The organism is Parashewanella sp. 2304DJ23-3 (assembly GCF_056591695.1).
The window spans coordinates 34,413-53,098 of the sequence record NZ_JBWQOH010000014.1 but is presented as its reverse complement, the minus strand read 5'-3'; the positions used below and the strand labels follow the sequence as shown (position 1 = coordinate 53,098).

Below are 18,686 nucleotides of genomic sequence, written 5' to 3'. Positions count from 1 at the left end.
TTTCTGGCATGACTACTTACATTTATTCAAATAAATGCTTGATCGCTGCTAAATCACCCTTGCCCGCCGCAATTTCTTCTGGCGTTAGCCCTGATACTTCATGTGGGAATACTAACCATTCATCTGACTCATGAACAAAGTAATCAGGGGTTAACTCCACTTTTTTGTTTTTTGGCTTGTAGTAAGGCGTTGCTATACGAATATCTTCCGGTAAGTTCAAGCGCATTTGCTGCTTTAATTTTTCAAGTAAGGCTTCTACGCTTCGTCCTGAATCAAATACATCATCAACAACTAAAATACTTTCGTCGGCATTCGCATGCTCGATGATGTAGTGCAAACCATGAACGCGAATTTCTTTACTTTGCTTATCGGTACCAATACCGTAATAAGATGAGGTACGGACGGCAATGTGATCGGTCTCTATTTGCTTATAATCAAAAAACTCTTGAACAGCAATACCAATGGGCGCCCCACCACGCCAGATTCCGACGATATAGTCAGGTCTAAAACCACTTTCATATACTTGCGCCGCTAAACGAAATGAATCTTCGAGTAACTGCTGAGCACTAATATAATGTTTTTCTATCACAGGTAGGTCCCCAATTGTTTTTATTTTGATATCAATTGGTTTGAGAAAAGTAATACCAAACCTAAATGCACACAGATAAAATGCCATGTGAATTAGATAACAGTATAACCAAGTTTTCTATCTCAAACTTGGCGGTGTATTTTACTTTAAAATGGCTTACTTGGTTGAATTAATTTAGCTAAAATTGCGGATGATCAAAAAAGCCGCTAATTAACAATACGTAGCGGCTTTAAGAAATACATAAATTAAAGAAAGGGCTATACCAACTCAGCTACACCAGCCATCATCGTTTTAGTATGACGCTTAGTTTCATCTTCTTTAAACTCTTTTGACAATACGGTATCAACGTAATACCAGTTACTTTCTACTTTTTCAGGCGTAAAGGTTACTGTCATAAACCCGCGATCACCCATATTGGCGTATTTTAAGTCTTCAACCAACTGTAAAACTGCTGCTTCAGTTGCAGGTAACTCTGGTTGCGGTATTTGTAAGTAATACTCTAACCCCGGAGAAGAAACTGAAGCGGTTGCAAATTCGACTCCAACCACATCGCCATTTACATCACGAAGCTCATTTGCCCACGCATTATGAGTATCCCCTGCCAATACAACAAAGTTCTGTTGGCGAGATTTAGCTGTGCCGAAAATCACTTCACGCTCGTAAGCGTATCCATCCCACGCATCCAAATTATATGGAATCGATGGCAGCTGTAACATGGATAACACTTCTGGTGTTAATAAGTGCTGACCAGCAGCTAATGCCTGAAGCTCACCAGCTGTCAATGTCGGATCGCCAGCTTGTGCTCTTGCCGCTATTTGTGCAAGTTGTGCTAATTGAGCAAATTGCGAAATGCTGATTTGCTGTGTTGCAATGGCTGCAGGTAAAAACACTTTCCCCATTAGCACTTGCTGACCCAAAACTTGCCATTTAGCCGTTGATTGCAACATTTCACCTTGCAACCACAATAACTGAGTTAAGCCAAGCATTGTGCGATTGGTATCGGTAACATCAGCCATGAAGCTGTCGCCATCAAAACCACCCGTATTTGGGTCGATATAGTTTTCGAATGCAAGTTGTTTGTCACGACCTAATAGGCGTGTATCAAGCATGTGCAGATCTAATAAATCACCATATGAGAAACTACGATAGATCTCTTCATGACGACCTTCACGCCAAGGGCGGATCGGTAACCATTCAAAATACGCCTGTAACGCTGCTTGTTTACGCGCAGCAAAATCGCCTTCTTCTTCTTGATGATTCTCAGCACCATCTTTATAAGAATCATTAGAGACTTCATGATCATCCCATACCATGATGAACGGGCTTTGTTGATGCAGCTTTTGTAGGCTATTGTCCGAGCGATATTGTGCGTAACGTTGACGATAATCGGCTAAATTGACAATTTCACGATCCGGCATGACTTCACGGCCTTGAACTTTATTGGTGCCATTAGCAGAGCTGTCATTACCGTATTCATAAATGTAATCACCGAGATGAATAACAGCATCTATTTCCGATTGCTGCGTCGCAAGCTCGTAAACATTGAAGTAACCTACTGGGTAATTAGCACAAGATAGAACAGCAAACTTAACTTGAGCGATCTCGCCTTCAGGTAACGTTTTAGTCATCCCTACTATCGACGTGTTATCACCAGACATAAAGCGATAATAATACGTTTGCCCTGGTCGTAAACCTACTGCATCAATTTTTACTGTGTAGTCACGTTCAGCAGAGGTTGTCATACTGCCATCACGAATTACGTCGCTAAAATCACTGTCCGTTGCGACTTGCCAACTAACACTGACTTCACCTTGCTCATCAGGTGAAACTCTCGTCCATAAAATGACGGCATTGCTTGCAGGATCACCACTGGCAACACCATGAAGAAACTGTCCAGAAATTCGGTCTTTCTTATCATCACTGCTACATCCCATCAAACCATACGACAGAACTGCGGCCCCAACACCTTTTGCAGAAAATGCTAAAAAGTCACGACGGTTATATTTTGTTGTCATTATTATTCCTTGTTATTCTTTTCCCTGAGCCAACACAATGTGTATTCGCTAAAGAGGTCTGACGTCTTATAACCCAGTAAGGTTACACAAATGTTTAATATATGTAACTATGTTCTACTACTTTTTTCTTAGTCCTTTTACCATTTCAGTAATTAATAGCTATAATCGCAAGAGAAAGTGCCGATGTATTATTCAAAGGTTTACCTTTTTTCGTAAAAGGTCGTATTGTTTAAAAGTAAACGATTAGATAATCATCATTTGATAGCGCCATAAGTCAGAAGAATCTTTGGCTGCATAAGGAATAACTTGAGTGGAAAAAAAAATCACAACATCTTCTGCTAACAAAAATGAAGTTTCTGCTCGACGTAAGGCATTGAATTTAGGTGGTCAATTAGGCTTAGTGGCTGATGGTGATTACAAACCAGCCAGTGCTTCAGTTGCTGCACGTGGTGAGCACCGTCAAAGGAAGCTCATTGCGAACTATCAAAAAAATTTAGAATCCATTTATCAGTTAGCGTTAGATCATACCCCCTCAGACGTTACAGGCATCGACTTGGATCCAGATTGGTTATATCACTTTTTTGAAATGGCAGAAAAAATCCATAACCCTAAAATGCAAGATCTATGGGCTAGAATTCTGGCAAGAGAAATAGTAAAACCAGGTAACTTCACCATTGAGACTTTAGATACGTTAAAGAAACTGACACAACGTGAAGCGCTGATTCTCGAAAGGGCGTTAGGGCTTGGTTCTACGTTTAATAATGAAACGCGTTTGAAACTGTTAAGTCGCTATAGAATCACAGGCGGCTGGACGAATTATTTTAGAAATAACCCAATCCGATTAATCGATTTATCAAAATGTGGACTCCCTTATTCCAGCATTTTAACTATGATCCACGCTGGCATTTTGCATCCAGAAGAATTTGAAACTGGCAAATTAACCAAAGGAGAAGAGGTAAAAGTCACATACCCTCATAAACAATTATCATTGACACCAAAAATTCCACATATCGTGATTGGCTATTATCGATTTACCAACATAGGAAATGAGCTGGCGCAGTTGGTGTCCCCAAGATTAGAATCCAATGTTTTTGAAGTGATCAGAAGTACACTAATTGACGATTTTGTAATTCAATGAGCCAAGGCTAAGATTAAACATCTTTAATTTTAGTATCATACTGTATTATGTATGGTAAATTTGGTCTTTAAGTTCGTTGACGCAAAGGGTTCATGGCCACAACTTTCATTCAGTGTAATTATTTAGCCGTAGGCTTTACTGATACTGGCCAGTTGCAATCGGTTTCTCAGTACATCGAGCTACAAAAACAAAAGAAAACGCATCTTCCGACACTTATGCTTTATATGCATAGGAACAGTAGAATTTATCCTGTTGAATATACTGTCGTTTGGCATACTCTTCGTGGGCCAAACAATCTAACCCGCACATTTGCTGAACTCGAACCTTACAACCAAACTTCTATTTCACATTCGTTGTTATTACAATCAGTTGAGTCTGATTTCATGCACAAATGTAATTGGCACTTACGGGCGAGCTGCGCTTTTGAACCATTAGTTAAGTTTATAGATTCACAAACCGCTAAACCTAGAGGGAAAATTGAAAGAACAAAAAGCCTAGCAGTCCTTGGCACCAAATTTGATTTGGACTCTTTTCCTTCTAAAAAGCTAGCACGTTCCACAAGTTTAAATGACTTACCTTCGGAGACAGATGACGGTCAGAAGTGGGCCCAACTTCGCACACAACGAGATTATTTTGTTGCTAACAAATCTTCACCTAATTCAACGCGCTCTGAGATCCGGGCACAGCTAGAAGAAGCTGAGGTGATCAGAAGCAAATTCATGTTTCAATTGTTAGAAGAAGATATTGATCCTAACAATAAAGTTGCCGTTAAGACGTTTTTAGATAACAAAGCTAAAGCCCAAAACATAAGCTCACTGCCTACCTCTGAAACAGCACCAGAATCTGTAGAAAATAGCTGTAAAGACTATGTTGTTATAACTCCTCCCCCAGTAAGGAGAGGTTCGCCCAATGACGACGTTGAATTAACAGGACTGCTGCTTGCCCAGTCCACTCAAGAAATCGAAAAAGAAAAAGAAAATATCACCTCATATCAACTATCAAGTGATAAACCTGATTCCTTCCTAGATGGTTGTCTAATGATAACGACTAATTCGACACCTGAAACTGGTGTCGATTGTTTAGATTCACTTCTAGGTTCAGAGCCTTCCCTAGCTCAGTCTGAAGAAGATGAGACAACCTTTACAACGCAGACTCACTCTTTTGATGGCTCTACCGAGCTTGAATCTTCAAATAGTTCTGAGATCCAAATTGATGACTTCACAATTGTGTCAGCATCAACCTGTTTAGACGACATAGACATTGTTGAGCCCATATCATCTAAATTGCAAAGTACTGAAACCAAGATCATTGAGTATTTTAAAGCTAACAAGATTGACTTCGTTCCTCCCTTAGAAATAAATTCTCAATTTGAAATAACAAAGGGCAATGATTTTGTTAATGCTTCCCAAATAGAGTCTTATCAGCAATCATATGTATCTATCGAATTCGATACTGTGCGGATCTCGCAAATGAAAAAAACATTTCAAGCGTTCAAGGGAACCATTAAACGTTACTTTGACAAACAACTCCTCAATTCAGGGAGAAAGAATATTGGCCAAGGTGGGGTTTATGATTGTTATGTTGCACTACAGGGGTTTTCAAGTGCTAATCAACTAGAAAAGCACAGTATTGATATACATGAGGAGCTTTCTGTTAATGACTCAATATTAGCCTCAAGTTTGCTCGCACACCATTCAGCGTTTACAACACAAGCTAACTCAAAACTATTGCTTATCCCTGTTGGTGTACACGCTAAGCAGTTAGCCTTTCTTGAATCTCATCACGCCATTCTATGTGTGTTCACCAAAGAGCGTATTTTTGTTATCGATTCAAAAAATAAGTTTGCTTCGCTGTTCAACAAGCACCCTAAAATTACCTATATTTGTACTCAGTTGCAATCGTTAGGTAACACGGTCGATTGCACTCGATTCGTCACCCATACAGCCATGCATTTGATCACTTGCTTGTTAAAGGAAAATCCAGATGAAACGTCTGATGAAACTGCAACCATAATGCGAATTCTTGAGAGTGTACCTCAGCCTGAGGAAATGGAAGAAGCGGCTAAAGAAGCCGAACATGATGAAGGTGAGGTTCAACCCTTCTGTGAGCTATAACCTATTGCGTCGATAATGCTTAATCTCAAAATCAAATCTGAACCCCAAAAATACTTGATTTGCTGTTTCCGGTTTTTGCTTTATCAATTGCCACTCAACAAACCATTTTAATTTGTCCGTTTGAAACCATTCAAAGGTAGTATTGACGAGTTGCTGTTTTTGATGCCTATCTGAATCGGGTTCAAATTGAGAAACGCCAAACTTCAATTTATGCTCAGCCGTTAATTGATAGGACATGGCGACATCTGCAGTAAAGCCATCATTCTGGTTAAATCGAGTTTGTTGAAACGACGTTGCCCAATACAGTTTTTCTGTAACTTGGTGAGACAGGGATAGACCAATGACTTGCTGTATATCAAGTTCAAAATCTTCTTGATAATACGCCACAGCAAAATACATGTTTTGCCAATGATAGCGTCCTCCGAAACCAAGATAATGGTTACGAGTATGCCAAGGCTTATTATGAGTTCGTTTATCAATTTGCCAGTTCCAATCACCACTCTGTAATTGATAACTCACCATGCTATTTACTCTTGCAGGGCTGATAATGTCATAACCTAATGGAGATGCTAAGCGATTAAATATATCAACAGGTTCCGCGATTAAGTTATATTGCGCCGCATTTTGCCTGCCATAGGTGAGTTGGCCCCAATGTCCTGCTAAACCAACATACGCTTTTCTGCGACTGCCAAACTCATAATCACTTTTCATTGTCGGGCGAACATCGCCATGAGCCACTAATCGCACATTTTCAATGAAAGTATACTTTAGCTTCACGCCAGTTCGCGAAGAACTGTCATCCCACTTCCAAGCTTGGTCACCCCAATCTAATATCCCAAAGCGGGGGCGAAGCGACAAATAATACGTTAGCGCATCTGGGTCATCCATTATCTGAGTTGGTAACTCGGGGAGCATAGACATATCATTTGAGGGCTCTCTTGGAATGATATCCTTAGCCAAACCTGAAAATGGTAATCCAGTAACGATCAACCAGATAAAATTTCTAAGCATTGTTCCTCCGTGAATAACGCTTAGATTATAGTCAAAGTAATTTAAGCTGCTGAGGCCGCATCCAATGCCAGTAGATACTCTAAAATTGCATGCACTTGCTGACCTAAGTCACCTTTGCTGGTGTTAATAGTGAGCTCGGCCGCTATGGGCTCTTCATACTCAGCATCGATACCTGTGAAATCTTTGATTTCTCCAGCTCGTGCTTTTTTATATAAGCCTTTGGGATCTCGCTGCTCACATACGTCTAAAGGAGTGGCTACGTGAATCTCAACAAATTCATTTTCGGAGAACTGGCTACGCACCCATTCCCGCTGTTGCCGTGAAGGTGATACAAATGCGCCAAGAACAATCACACCAGCATCAAGCATTAACTTACTCACTTCGGTCACTCTGCGCATATTTTCATTACGATCACTTTCTGAAAAACCAAGATCGTTACATAAACCATGACGAACATTGTCGCCATCAAGCAAATACGTGGCAAAGCCCTTCTGATGTAAGATCGACTCCAGAGCGCCAGCTAAAGTAGATTTCCCTGAACCAGACAAACCAGTAAACCATAACAGCCTCGGTTGCTGTTTTAGCAGCTTTTGACGCTGAACTTTATCTATCTTATGTGAATGCCATGATATGTCAGACATAAAAGCTCCTTTTTGTTGTTGAATTAAGATCAGTTAAATGGAAACCACATTGGGACAAGTATTATCACCAGTGTTGAATACAGCAGTGACAACGGTAACCCGAGTTTTACGAAGTCGATAAAGCGGTAGTTACCCGCATTGAACACCATTAAATTGGTTTGATAGCCGTAAGGTGAGATGAAGCTCGCACTTGCACCGAATACAACAGCAATAATGAAAGGTTTAGCATCAACACCGAGAGTTTCAGATATGGCCAAAGCAATGGGAAAGGCCAATGCAGCTGCAGCGTTATTGGTGATGAGTTCGGTTAATAGAACTGTCATGAGATATACACCAATAAAAGCACCCAGAGTTCCATAACCCGAGAATAGAGACATCAAGCCATTGGACAATTCAGTCGCAAGTCCGGTACTCATCATCAGATCAGCCAAACACAATGCACTGCCAACGATGATAAGCAACGAAGTAGGAAAGCGTCTACGGATGTGCTCAAGATCTAATACTCGAGTCAACAAATACATCAATAACAATATCACTAGACTCTTTGCCAGTGACACGAAGCCAAGTAGACTTGTCGCCAATGCAACAGCAAAACTCGCCATCACCCAATGGCTGCGCCTTGGCGTTAACTGCACAGATAAGTCCAGAGCATTGATTGAGGCGAACTCATGCCTCGGCTGCTGTTGTTCAAACTCACTACCTGGCGTCACCAGCAGTAAATCGCCAGACTGTAATTTCACATCACCAAGGCCACCTTTAAGCACTTGGTTCCCACGACGAACACCCAGTACAGCAGCAGAAAACTTTTCTCGAAATTCGGCTTGTTTCAACGATTGTCCAACGAGATGACTGCTCGGCGCAATCACCAGCTCTACTAGGTTTTGACCATCCGCTTGGTGTTTGCCAAACCATTCCAAGCCATCAAACTGTTGCAGTAACTCTACAGAATCTACTGCACCACTGAACCTCAGTTTATCGCCCTCCACCAGCACCATGTTCGGTGGTACGGGAGACATCGCAACACCATTGCGTTCTAACTCCGCCAAATACAATTTTTTGAGTGCACGTAATTGATTATCATGCACGCTCTTCCCGATCAGTTTTGAGCCCGCTATCACTTTAGCTTCTAACAAAAAAGGTAATTCTGTTTCGGCTTGGGTGTCGTCACGTTCAGGTAACCAATGAGATATCACAATGAGTAACGCCATGCCTGCCACCACGAGCACCAAGCCTACTTGGGTAAACTCAAAAAAGTGCAGTGGTTCTAATCCAGCATGCTCAACAAACGAATTGACAATTAAATTGGTGGATGTACCAATTAAGGTCAACGTTCCCCCCAAGATAGTGGCGTAATTTAATGGCAATAATAGCTTAGAGGCGGCGTGGGATTGATTTCGCTGAATAGGTCCAATTAATGAGGCTACCACAGCGGTATTATTGGTGAATGACGACAACAAAGCCGTCGAAAAGCCCAACTTCGCCAAGGTCGACGTAAACGATCCTTTGGCGATCAATTGACTCAACTTAGCGAGTAAATGTGTTTTCTCTAAGACACTCGCAGTCAGAATAAGCAAAACCAACGTGATCAAGCCGCTATTGGTAAAGCTAGTCAGAGCATGAGAAATATCCACCAGCCCAAGTAAATAACAGGCAATGACAGCACCAGCAAAACACATTGCTGGCGACGCTTTACCTGAAAACAACCCGCCAAGTAACCCAATTAAGATGATACTTAACCACGCCGCATCGGTCATTTACTGATGTCCAACGCCTGCCAATGTGGATAGTTTTTTCTCACCCAAGTATTCAATTCGATTTCCGACTCTGAATATACCTGCTCGAGTATTTCCTGCGCCTTAACTTCTGTCACCATTACCGCCGCTGCGGTCGCATTGGTTAGGCGATCGATAATGATCATCGCTCCAGTAGTGTGGTTTTCTCTATATGTTTCAACGAACATCGACTCTGTGAATGCCATTTTTACTTTAGCGATCGTATTTAACCCAACGGTACTTTCAGCACGTTTGTCCAGTGTATTCACATCTGTGACGTACTCAATATTAGTAATTTTTACTTGAGTCAATTTGCCTGCCACTTTCACATCATAAAGCTGATTAAGCTTCAGTGGTGACTCTTGCATCCACACCAACTCAGCACTTACTTGACGAGTTGGCGTTGGCAAGATGTCTTGGCTTTTAACGATGACATCTCCACGTGAGATATCGATTTCATCCTCTAGCACCAAAGTTATTGCTTCGCCTTTCGTCGCCATTGATTTGTCACCGTCAAAGGTCACAATGTTAGCAATCACTGAGGATTTCTCCGACGGCAATACTGTTATGGCATCACCCACGATGATATTGCCACTCGCCACCGTACCAGAAAACCCCCTGAAATTAAGATCAGGGCGCTGTACATATTGCACCGGAAAACGAAAATCTTGTTGTTCGCTATCAATGTCAATGTTTTCCAGCACAGTCAGTAGCGGATCAGATGTGTACCACGGCATATGCTTTGAAGCGGCAACAACGTTGTCGCCAGTCAATGCTGACAGAGGAATATATCGAATGTCTGCTGGTGCCAGTTGCTTGGCAAACTGGTCAAAATCAGTTCTTATCGAATCAAACACACTTTGCTGGTAATCCACTAAATCCATTTTATTAATGGCGATCACTAAATGCTTAATACCCAGTAAACTCGCAATGTAAGCATGACGTTTAGTTTGGGTTTGCACACCATGACGAGCATCGATCAGAATCACAGCCACATCACAAGTCGATGCACCCGTTGCCATGTTACGCGTGTATTGTTCATGTCCCGGTGTATCAGCAATAATAAATTTACGTTTTTCACTGCTGAAATAGCGATAAGCCACATCAATGGTAATGCCTTGCTCACGCTCGGCTTGCAAGCCATCGACTAACAAAGCTAAATCTAAAGCTTCGCCAGCATTGCCTATCTTGGCACTTTCTTGCTTCAGGGTGGCTAATTGATCATCGTAGATCTGAGCACTGTCATGCAGTAATCGACCAATCAACGTACTCTTACCGTCATCAACACTCCCGCAGGTTAAAAAGCGAAGTAGTTGCTTTTGTTGTTGATGAGCCACATATGTTTCAATATCTAAGTCTTCGACTCTTTCAGCGACCATTAGAAGTACCCCTGACGTTTTTTCATTTCCATCGATCCCGCTTGATCGCTATCAATCAAACGCCCTTGTCGCTCACTTGAACGTGTAAGTAACATTTCTGTAATGATCTTATCGAGATCATCCGCATTAGAGGGCATTGCAGCCGTCAAGGGATAACACCCAAGGGTTCTAAACCTCACTTGCTCATAACGAACTTCATCAGACTCATGTGGCAAGCGATCATCATCTACCATGATCATCATGCCATCACGCTCAACGACAGGGCGTTCAGCAGCGAAGTACAATGGAACAATCTCAATATTTTCTTGTTTGATGTACTGCCAGATATCAAGTTCTGTCCAATTTGATAATGGGAAAACACGAATGCTTTCACCTTTGTTAATAGCACTATTAAAGTTTTTCCACAGCTCCGGACGCTGATTTTTTGGATCCCAGCGATGATGTTCGTCTCTGAAAGAGTAAACCCGCTCTTTGGCACGCGACTTTTCTTCATCTCGGCGTGCACCACCGAATGCGGCATCAAAACCATATTGATCTAGCGCTTGTTTAAGTGCTTGAGTTTTCATTACGTCAGTGTGTTTTGCGCTACCATGATCAAATGGGTTAATACCTTGTGCGACTCCATCAGGATTCGTGTGCGTCAGTAACTTAAAGCCATATTTTTGAGCTTGACGATCTCGAAATTCAATCATTTCTTTGAATTTCCACGTAGTATCAACGTGCAATAGTGGAAACGGTATCTTTCCTGGATAAAAGGCTTTACGTGCTAAGTGCAGCATCACCGATGAATCTTTACCAATGGAATACAACATCACGGGGTTACTAAACTCTGCAGCAACCTCTCGTAGGATATAAATACTTTCTGCTTCCAATTGCTGCAGGTGAGTCATCGTTTGGGTCATAGCATTTGCTCCAATTTATCGCTATTAAATACCGCAGCCATCTCTTGCGAAGTGTGTTGTATATTTTGTGGCGACTGACTTTGTTGTGGTAAAAACCAATTCAAATCTTGATGTAAACTGGCCACTTCACCGATTATCATCATCGCAGGATCTGCGATATCAGTTTCAGCTATCAGTTCACTGAGTTTTTCTAATGTGCCAATCATCACTTTTTGTTTTGTGGTGGTAGCGGAATAAACTAAAGCAACGGGAGTGTGGGGCGAGCGTCCACCCTCAATAAGCCCAGCTTTAATGTTCGGCGCCTGTGACTTACCCATATAAATTGCGAGTGTATGGTTAGATTGAGCGTACTCTTGCCATTTCACTTTTTCACCCGCTCCAGCTTTGCAATGGCCGGTAATAAACGTGACGCTTTGCGCAAGTTCACGATGAGTCAATGGGATCCCAGCATAAGCTGAAGCACCTGCTGCTGCGGTAACGGCAGGTACCACTTCGAAATCAATTTCTGCAGCAACTAAGGTACTGACCTCTTCACCACCTCGACCAAAAATGTATGGGTCACCACCTTTCAAACGTACGACGTTTTTGTGATGAAATGCCTTCGTGATCAACAACTGATTAATATCGTCTTGTGCAGCGCTGTGTTTGCCTGAACGTTTACCTACAGCAATTACTTCACAGTTAGGATTAACAAGCTGCATGATCTCGTCGCTGACCAGTGCATCATAAAGGACTACATCGGCTTGTTTAATGAGTCGCCACGCTTTAAGGGTAAGTAGATCTGGATCGCCAGGGCCAGCACCAACAATATAAACTTTGCCTTTTGCGCCATTATCGGTCAGCGGCACCAGTTCCATTTTTTAGATTCCAACTAGATTAAAACTTGTAGGAAATATAGCGAAGCTTTTATATCTTTTTAAATATATAAAACGGAAAACTTATTACCTTTTAATATAAGAGAGTTGTTTTTATAACAATTTCTATTACAAAGACAAAAATAACTAAATTGGCAGCTTAATTCAAAAAACGTATAGTAATGCTCAAATTTTAATGTTTGCTCATTATTTACTATGAAAAAATGGACTTTAATTGCTAGCACTTTTTTGGCTTTATCATTATCAGCCCACGCTGAAGATTCGTTGCTGGAGCGACGGGTATCCCAAGAACTTGAAGTCTTAGATAACCCGTTTGCATTGAGCTCGCATAAGGTGAATTATATTCTACCAGTGACCTATAACAGCTCACCAAACGAAGCTCCGTTTATCAATCGGGATGATTATTATCCTTTTGATAATTTAGAGGCAAAGTTTCAAGTCAGTTTAAAGTTCCCAGTCTGGTATAACATGTTTGGTGACAATGGCCATTTGTACTTTGCTTACACCAACCAGTCGTATTGGCAAGTCTATAATCAGGAGCACTCTTCTCCTTTTAGAGAAACAAACCATGAGCCTGAAGCGTTACTGCTGTTTAATAATGATTGGAAAATTGGTCGCTTCGAAAATAAATTTTTAGGTTTAGGCATTACGCACCAGTCTAATGGCCGAAGCGGTAATTTGTCACGCAGCTGGAATCGCATTTATGGCCTTGCGGTGTTTGACCATGGTCCCTTCATTTTTTCGGCGAAAGTTTGGTGGCGCATGCCTGAAGAACCTAAAAAAACACCTGCTGATGCGAAAGGAGATGATAACCCAGATATCAACAAATACATGGGGAATTTTGAGCTCTATGGCGCCTATGCTATTGATAAACACCGCTTCACATTAAAACTCAGAAACAACCTCCGTAGTGATAACAAAGGATCGGCCGAGTTCACCTACAGTTACCCACTTGTTGGTCACATGCGTTTATACGTTCAGTACTTTAACGGCTACGGTGAAAGTTTGATTGACTACAATGTTAACACCAATCGTCTTGGTGTCGGTGTGTCAATTAACGACATTTTCTAGTTAGACTAACCATAAAAAAACGGGCTTATAGCCCGTTTTTAGTCTCAAAGGTTCAAAAGATTACTTTTTGTAAACAATTGACTCTTTAATCACAATCCCTTCATCTTGCACATCAAAGCTAAACTTGAACTGATTATTTCCTTTCATCATATCCAGTTCTTTTGGCATAGGTTGACCTGATAATTCAGACGCTTTGATCAGGTGCTTCATCAGTTTCCCCTGATCCATTGCCATCGAAAGAATACCATTTTCTGTAACAGCTTCATTACTTAAACTATCCGCCAGCTTTTCACCTTTAACATCGGTATAAACCACCAAATGTTGACCTTTTAATGCTAACTTCGGCTTGATGTTCAATTGCGGTGGAATTGGAAGCAATGTCGATAAATCAACAGCATCACCATTTGCTTTCAATTCAACATTCGCCAGCATAGGCACAAACGTCTTAAGGGTGTTAAACAGTTGCTCTGGCTTATCAGCAGAGACACTCACGAGTGCATCGAGTTGACTGATTGAAGGACCTTGAGTTCCATCAAATTCGAGATCAATAATGGAAGCGGCAATACCTTTTAAGCCTGCAGCCATTCCTGTTGCCATTCCAAGCATCGCAGGGCTTTGCTGGGACAATTGGTGCTGCATTTGCGCTAACGGTTCGCACTGGTAAGCTGGCGTTTGCAAGTCTGACCAAACATCCGTTAACCCACTAACAACATCGCTGGTGTTCAGCGCTAATCCCATAGCCATCACACTGTCTTTGTCGTTAGCAACAAAGTTAGGAATAAAACCACGAAGCTTTTTAAGGCCGTCTATCATCGTTTTATTATTCGATTCAGCAATGACCGAAACATCCATTTTTGCATGATCAGGCTGAATATCTAATGCCGTTAAGCCTGCTACAGTACGTGGCCAGTTTTCTGCAATGCCTTGAAGTTCTTGTGCACACTCAGGCGTTTGAAATTCAGATAGTGGGTTCTCGCCCGCTAACGCAAACATTGAAGTTAATTGCTGAGCAAAATCATTACCGTCTGTTGTCGTAATGCCTTTCACTAATGCTTTTTGGTTGATGTAAAATACACTTCTTGGATCAAAGTCGTATTTATCAATTATCTGTTCTAACTGTCCAGACTTAGCAAGAGAGTGCTTTGGTTTTACTAAGCTGAATGCCTGTTTTAAAGCGCTATTATCCGGAGCAAAGCCAGTCAGTGTTATTGTTAATACACCATCTTTTTCAGCAAAGATCAGATCCATTGGCTTACCATTCGCACCTTTATCCATAAGTTGATAAGCACGATAAATGACGCCGTCTAATTCTTTGATTTGATGATTGAAGCCACTGTCTTTTTCCGCACTATCAAGGTGCTTCCAAAAAGCATCGGGTGAGGCTAATTCTACTTTAATCACTGGCATCGCACCTACGGTATACATAAATGACTTGCCTGAATCTGGTAACCCGTATGACTGTGCGAAGGTTTCTGGCTCTGTTACCGCCTGCTGAAACTGCTTTAGAAGAGACAGTAAAAATTTAGTATGAGTCGACTCATTTTCACCAAGATTATCAAAAGCGGATGTATCCATTGGCATCATACTGGTCGCAGTATGAGTAATGTAATCTTTTAAAGGGAAGTCTTCTAAACTGCCTGAAAATATTAAGGTATCAGCCGGAATATATTCTAAATAGACAGAATCTGAGGCCGTCGACGATGAGTTTTGAGTGTACCAATACCCTGCCGCACCTGCCGCAACAACAGCAAGGGCGATAGCCGCTTTTTTCATTATAAGCTCCATTTATTTATGCGGAAAATCACGGCTATAGTGAGTGAAACATTATGTTAACGCAAGGCTTATTCTAGCTATCTTCAGCTTTTTGCACTTTAGATGCGAAATAAATCAAAAACAAAACAGGTATTCCAATTACACTTGAGGCAATGAAGAAATTTACATACCCAAAACTGTCAACATAAGCACCAGAAAAACCAGCAATAAACTTAGGGAATAACTGCATTACAGAAGACAGTAATGCATATTGAGTTGCGCTGTATCCTGAACTGGTCAAACTCGAAAGGTATGCAATAAATGCTGATATTGCGATCCCCTGACTGAAGTTATCGACAGAAATAATGGCCGTTAGTAATGGAATATTATGACCCACCACCGCTTGTATGGCGAACAACGCATTGGTAAATATCACCAGTACCGCCCCAAGAAACAGGATTTTCATAATCCCGTAACGAGCGGTTAGTAAACCACCAGCAGCAGCACCAACCAAGGTCATAATAATGCCAAAGACCTTGCTGATTGCGGCAATTTCTTCCTTGGAAAACCCCATGTCTACATAGAAGACGTTCGCCATAATTCCCATCACAATATCAGAAATGCGATAACAGGAGATGAGAACCAAAATCAGAATAGCGTGTTTACCATAGCGTTTAAAGAATGCCACAAATGGGGTAATACAAGCTTGATGAAACCAAGCCATAAAGTCCGCCATTGTTTTTGGAAACTGTTGACGGTATTTTTTCTGTAATTGAATTTGATTTTCAGTTATTTCCGTCTTATCAACTTGCGGCTCTGTACTCAATAACGTCGCAATGACACCCACGATCATTAACCCTGCCATGATTTGATAAGATACCTGCCAAGCATGAAGGTTATAGGCATCGTTGCCAGGCTCTATCCAAGCAGCGATCGTTAACGCACCAGCCGTGGCAATGATCATTGCGCCTCGATATCCCACTAAATAAGCCGCGGAGAGTGCGGCTTGCATTTTTTCGGGCGCTGATTCAATCCGGAAAGCATCAATCACAATATCTTGAGTGGTTGAAGCAAAAGCAACAATAAAAGCACAAACGGCTAAGTGCTTAATATTTTCTACTGGATCACTAAACGACATGCCCAATATCGCAAAGAACAATGCAAATTGTGCAATCAGGATCCAGCTTCGCCGCTGACCAAATCGTTTACCAATGATCGGAATACATAGCCTATCGACCAGTGGAGACCACAACCACTTAAAGCCATAGACCAATGCAATCCAGCTAAAATAACCAATTGCGGTTCGATCTACACCCGCTTCACGTAGCCAGAATGATAATGTTGAGAACACTAACATCAAGGGTAAGCCAGAAGAAAAGCCAAGAAATAAAATGCTCACCACACGCTTTTGAGCATAGACAGAAAGCATGTCAGACAGACGAGACAAAAATGCCATTAAAGAAACCAATAAAAAAATAACTGTTTCAAGCTTACGAGGGGAGTATGGCTAAATCAACAGCTTTAATGCAGCAAAAAAAAAAGCCCGCACTGATTAGTGCGGGCTTTCTGTTTTTTATCCTACTCGATGAAGCTCTGCTGTTTCTGGACTAACCCCAATTACGCCTTTGGGAACTGCGCCATTTCCACTCAAAAATTCACAACATTCTTTGATTTGTTTTCGCAAAACTTTGTTACCCCGGATTGCCCAGGCTGGCCACTTTTCAAAACTGTAAAGTAGATGCCAAAAAACGGTCTCGATGTCTGATTCCGATTGTGTTTCACCCTGAAAGTTATACTGCTGCCACTCTTCCAATGTGTCCCATAAATACATTTTTACTTCATTGTAATCAATCTGCTGACAAAGAAATGCCTTGCCGTAGTGAGCAAGCTGGGGCGCTTTTTCATCGATGAAATTTTGCTTTTTCATCGTTCGCCTCAATATTATGTTTTTGTAGCTTATCCAGTATAAACACTAGATCGCGATCGCGATTGTTTTTTTAATAAAAAACTGTTTATTTTGATCGGAATTATTCCGACCTAGGTAATAACGTCGCTTTTTTCAAAATAATCGCCTCAACAGGAACATCAGGCCAGTCGAGTGTTTTATTGAATTCCGTTTTCACTAGAGCCATTTTCTGTAAGATATCTAACCCTTCTGTGACTTCACCAAACACCGCATAACCCCAACGTCTAGGTGATGGATCTAACCGTTCATTATCCGCTACATTAAAATAAAACTGTCTGGTTGCGGTATGTGGCGAGTTCTCTCGAGCCATAGCAATCGTACCTAAACCGTTCGATAAACCATTGCCTGATTCATTAACGATCGGATCCATTTCTTTCTTTTCTTTTAGATCAGGATCGAGTCCGCCACCTTGAACCACAAATTCAGGAATGATTCGATGAAAAATCGTATTATCGTACTCACCTTTAACCACATAAGTTAAAAAGTTATCGACAGTGATCGGGGCACGAGTTCGATCTAATTCGACCACAATCTTTCCCATTGAAGTATCAAGTTCGACTTTTGGATACAACGTATTTTTTTGAATATCTAACGCAAGCGCAAATTGACTGACGCTCAAAAGAATGCCGACGAGCAAAGCACGTAACATAGTGTTGTCCTTAATCTATCTCTAGTTTTGGCTGATAAAGCTTTGTAATTGCTTGTCGTTAATAATGTCAGTAGTCAACTTATCGATCAAGTTATTCAATTCTTGCTCAATGGTAGCATTATCTAATTTGAAGGCACCGTTCATCGTGCCCGAAACCGTATAATCTTTGCTGAATGTTCGATTACTGCTATTCCCTTTTACTTTAAGCACTATCGATGTCGTCGCATCATAATCGAAGCTTGACTGTTTAACTTTTACTAAAAGTTGCTCAAGATTAAACGTAAGTTGAGTAGGTGCTTGTGCGTTGACACTGACATTGGCTTTATTAAAGCCTGCTATCAAGGTTTTTTGCAGCTGTTGCCTAGGAGGCGTAGCAGGAGAAAGCAGCTTTCTTTCTGCATCCGAAGCGCCATTAACTTCAACAAGGTAATTGGCTTTCCTTTGATCGACAACCTGAATATTGATGGGTAATTTTGCAAAAATCTGATGATTTATCACCGGTACTTTAGGTGAAAGTACAATCGGTTTAGGGGCTGAACTACATGCTGATAATGACAATACTGAAAGAATGATCAACCAATTTTTCATTGCAACCCTCGATATTACAAGTGTAATTATTTATTCAACACCTTTGAAATATAGTCATTAGCGTTGGAAAGACTACCAAATGATTTGATTAAATTGTTACGTCCTTTTTCATTAATCTCAGGAACGTTAGATTCCACCATCATCCAAACCCAAGTTTTAATCAACGCCAGTGGCGGGTATTTGGGCTGTTCTTTATCTAACATCGGAGCATCCATAGTATTTTG

General features: G+C 41.2%; 17 protein-coding genes. 3 read left to right on the top strand and 14 right to left on the bottom strand.

The window, feature by feature from the left end; translation table 11 throughout:
- Window positions 1-22: 22 nt before the first annotated feature.
- Window positions 23-589, bottom strand: a complete 567-nt coding sequence (locus tag AC1EU2_RS18065; RefSeq protein ID WP_480299677.1) for a phosphoribosyltransferase — start codon at window positions 587-589, stop codon at window positions 23-25.
- A gap of 257 nt (window positions 590-846) precedes the next feature.
- Entirely contained in the window at window positions 847-2,604 is a 1,758-nt protein-coding gene (locus tag AC1EU2_RS18060; RefSeq protein ID WP_480299676.1) for an alkaline phosphatase D family protein, read from the bottom strand.
- A gap of 310 nt (window positions 2,605-2,914) precedes the next feature.
- Here AC1EU2_RS18060 and AC1EU2_RS18055 point away from each other — a divergent pair, with 310 nt between their 5' ends.
- Both AC1EU2_RS18055 and AC1EU2_RS18050 read left to right on the top strand, forming a co-directional pair.
- Window positions 2,915-3,742, top strand: coding sequence for a TIGR03899 family protein (locus AC1EU2_RS18055; RefSeq protein ID WP_480299675.1), 828 nt, complete (start codon window positions 2,915-2,917; stop codon window positions 3,740-3,742).
- 92 nt (window positions 3,743-3,834) lie between these two features.
- A complete protein-coding gene (locus AC1EU2_RS18050; RefSeq protein ID WP_480299674.1) occupies window positions 3,835-5,856 on the top strand; it encodes a hypothetical protein in 2,022 nt (673 codons plus the stop codon).
- Here the strand turns inward: AC1EU2_RS18050 and AC1EU2_RS18045 are convergent.
- From AC1EU2_RS18045 to cobA, 6 genes are read right to left on the bottom strand one after another with little or no spacing between them, the layout of a single operon-like run.
- A complete protein-coding gene (locus AC1EU2_RS18045) occupies window positions 5,851-6,867 on the bottom strand; it encodes a porin (RefSeq protein ID WP_480299673.1) in 1,017 nt (338 codons plus the stop codon). The genes AC1EU2_RS18050 and AC1EU2_RS18045 overlap by 6 nt on opposite strands.
- A gap of 41 nt (window positions 6,868-6,908) precedes the next feature.
- Entirely contained in the window at window positions 6,909-7,508 is a 600-nt protein-coding gene (gene cysC / locus AC1EU2_RS18040; RefSeq protein WP_480299672.1) for an adenylyl-sulfate kinase, read from the bottom strand.
- 29 nt (window positions 7,509-7,537) lie between these two features.
- On the bottom strand, window positions 7,538-9,262 hold the full coding sequence (locus tag AC1EU2_RS18035) for an SLC13 family permease (protein WP_480299671.1): 1,725 nt from the start codon (window positions 9,260-9,262) through the stop codon (window positions 7,538-7,540).
- Window positions 9,259-10,659 carry a sulfate adenylyltransferase subunit CysN gene (cysN, locus tag AC1EU2_RS18030; protein ID WP_480299670.1) on the bottom strand — a complete coding sequence of 467 codons (1,401 nt, stop codon included), beginning with the start codon at window positions 10,657-10,659 and terminating at the stop codon, window positions 9,259-9,261. Before cysN ends, AC1EU2_RS18035 begins: the two co-directional genes overlap by 4 nt.
- On the bottom strand, window positions 10,659-11,561 hold the full coding sequence (gene cysD, locus AC1EU2_RS18025) for a sulfate adenylyltransferase subunit CysD (protein WP_480299669.1): 903 nt from the start codon (window positions 11,559-11,561) through the stop codon (window positions 10,659-10,661). Before cysD ends, cysN begins: the two co-directional genes overlap by 1 nt.
- Entirely contained in the window at window positions 11,558-12,418 is an 861-nt protein-coding gene (gene cobA, locus AC1EU2_RS18020) for a uroporphyrinogen-III C-methyltransferase (RefSeq protein ID WP_480299668.1), read from the bottom strand. Before cobA ends, cysD begins: the two co-directional genes overlap by 4 nt.
- Before the next feature lie 213 nt (window positions 12,419-12,631).
- On the opposite strand from cobA, the gene AC1EU2_RS18015 reads away from it, so the two are divergent.
- Window positions 12,632-13,507, top strand: a complete 876-nt coding sequence (locus AC1EU2_RS18015; RefSeq protein ID WP_480299667.1) for a phospholipase A — start codon at window positions 12,632-12,634, stop codon at window positions 13,505-13,507.
- A gap of 60 nt (window positions 13,508-13,567) precedes the next feature.
- On the opposite strand, the gene AC1EU2_RS18010 is transcribed toward AC1EU2_RS18015, so the two are convergent.
- From AC1EU2_RS18010 to AC1EU2_RS17985, 6 genes are all read right to left on the bottom strand, one after another.
- Window positions 13,568-15,280: a hypothetical protein gene (locus AC1EU2_RS18010; RefSeq protein ID WP_480299666.1), complete on the bottom strand. Its 1,713-nt coding sequence runs from the start codon at window positions 15,278-15,280 to the stop codon at window positions 13,568-13,570.
- Window positions 15,281-15,353: 73 nt separating this feature from the next.
- A complete protein-coding gene (locus AC1EU2_RS18005) occupies window positions 15,354-16,715 on the bottom strand; it encodes an AmpG family muropeptide MFS transporter (RefSeq protein WP_480299665.1) in 1,362 nt (453 codons plus the stop codon).
- 117 nt (window positions 16,716-16,832) lie between these two features.
- On the bottom strand, window positions 16,833-17,186 hold the full coding sequence (locus tag AC1EU2_RS18000) for a hypothetical protein (RefSeq protein ID WP_480299664.1): 354 nt from the start codon (window positions 17,184-17,186) through the stop codon (window positions 16,833-16,835).
- 100 nt (window positions 17,187-17,286) lie between these two features.
- Window positions 17,287-17,874: a peptidylprolyl isomerase gene (locus AC1EU2_RS17995; RefSeq protein ID WP_480299663.1), complete on the bottom strand. Its 588-nt coding sequence runs from the start codon at window positions 17,872-17,874 to the stop codon at window positions 17,287-17,289.
- A gap of 21 nt (window positions 17,875-17,895) precedes the next feature.
- Window positions 17,896-18,462: a YajG family lipoprotein gene (locus tag AC1EU2_RS17990; protein WP_480299662.1), complete on the bottom strand. Its 567-nt coding sequence runs from the start codon at window positions 18,460-18,462 to the stop codon at window positions 17,896-17,898.
- Between the two features lie 26 nt (window positions 18,463-18,488).
- On the bottom strand, window positions 18,489-18,665 hold the full coding sequence (locus AC1EU2_RS17985; protein WP_480299661.1) for a hypothetical protein: 177 nt from the start codon (window positions 18,663-18,665) through the stop codon (window positions 18,489-18,491).
- Window positions 18,666-18,686 lie beyond the last annotated feature (21 nt).